The sequence below is a fragment of the Cupriavidus sp. GW822-FHT02D05 genome, assembly GCF_058802485.1.
In genome coordinates this window covers 1-1531 of record NZ_JBXAOE010000077.1, presented here as the reverse complement: position 1 = coordinate 1531, position 1531 = coordinate 1, and the positions used below count along the sequence as shown (strand labels likewise).

Annotated in this window: 2 protein-coding genes; one reads left to right on the top strand and one right to left on the bottom strand. The window is 61.9% G+C overall.

Going from position 1 to position 1531, the window contains the following annotated elements; translation table 11 throughout:
* On the bottom strand, positions 1 to 265 hold a 265-nt coding region (locus AC1RQK_RS40405), incomplete at its 3' end, for a Rid family hydrolase (RefSeq protein ID WP_492815257.1).
* 130 nt (positions 266 to 395) lie between these two features.
* Here AC1RQK_RS40405 and AC1RQK_RS40400 point away from each other — a divergent pair.
* Complete coding sequence (locus tag AC1RQK_RS40400) at positions 396 to 1313, top strand: LysR family transcriptional regulator (protein ID WP_492815255.1); 918 nt, start codon at positions 396 to 398, stop codon at positions 1311 to 1313.
* The last annotated feature ends 218 nt before the right edge of the window (positions 1314 to 1531 follow it).

The following is a 1531-nucleotide window of genomic DNA, read 5'->3' as shown; positions in this document are numbered from 1 at the left end:
CGAATGTCGATTGCGGATCGACCATGAACACCGTGACGTCCACCACATCGTCGAACGTGCATCCGGCCTCGTGCAGGATCGCATTCAGGTTTCGAAAAGCGAGCCGAACCTGTTCCTGCAGATCCGGCTCAGGCGTTCCGTCCTCGCGGCTGCCGACCTGACCCGATACGAACAGCAAACCACTCGCCCGTAGGGCCGGAGAATACCGGTTACGCTCGTAAAGCGCCTGACGTCCCGGCGGAAATACCACATCGCGCTTGCCCACTTCCACCTCCATTAATAAATCATTGGTTTCGATCAGCTCACTCTACCGACCGGCGCCCGCGCGATAAACGTCCAACCCTGTCCATGACTGTTTGTAAAATGCAAACAATTCAAACACGAGGCAAACACTCATGGACCGCTTCGACGCGATGCGCGCTTTCGTCCGGGTAGTCGAGGCAGGCAGCTTCACGAAGGCGGCCGAGACGCTTCATATGAGCAAGACCACGGTGACGCACTTGGTCCAGCAACTCGAAGCGCGATTGCGCGTCCGGCTGCTGAACCGGACGACGCGCAGGATCAACGTCACGCCGGATGGCATCGCGTACTACGAGCGCGTGACCCGGCTGCTCGCCGATATGGACGACGCCGAGACGAGCCTGTCGAGCGCATCGGCGGTGCCGCGAGGCCGCCTTCGCGTGGATGTGCCGAGTCCGTTCGCCCGCCTGATCCTCATCCCGGCGCTGCCGGCATTCCTCGCCCGCTATCCCGACATTCAACTCGACATGGGTGTGAGTGACCGCACCGTCGATATCATCGGCGAGAACGTGGATTGCGTCGTGCGTGGAGGCGAGCCGAACGATCAATCCATGGTCGCCCGGTGCGTGGCGGAGCTTCCGCTCGGCGTCTTCGCGTCGCCCGGATATCTCTCGTTGGCAGGTACGCCTTCGCATCCCGGGGAACTCGAAAACTCGCATCACCGCATCATCGGGTTCTCGTGGGGACGCGCGGGCAATCTCTATCCGCTCGTCATGCATCGCCGCGGCGAGACGGTAAAGGCGCAAGGCCGTTACGCGCTCGCCGTGGATGACGGCAACGCCTATCTCGCGGCTGGAGTGGCCGGCCTTGGCATCATGTGGCTCCCACGTTATATGTCGAAAGCTCATCTGAGACGGGGCGAGCTCGTCGCGCTGTTCGAGGACTGGCAGCTCGATCCGATGCCGCTTTACATCGCGTATCCGCCGAACCGCCATGTCAGCGCGAAGCTGCGTGTGTTCATCGACTGGGTCGTCGCACTGATGAACGAATGTGCTCCCGTGCACATGCAATGAGCTTGCAGGCACGGCGCTTCGTCATGATCGTCGAGCGAGCGCCGAAGCCTTTTGCTTCGCCGCATCGCGCCGGGGGTGGTGCGTTGAACGGGCGGCCATTACCAACCTCGCTACGCTATTTTAGGTAAGACCGTAACAACGTCCGATATGGGATGCGCAGCAGCCCCTCGACCGACCACGCGCCTGCAATCCGGACGGCCGCTCATGGCCGGGAAGGG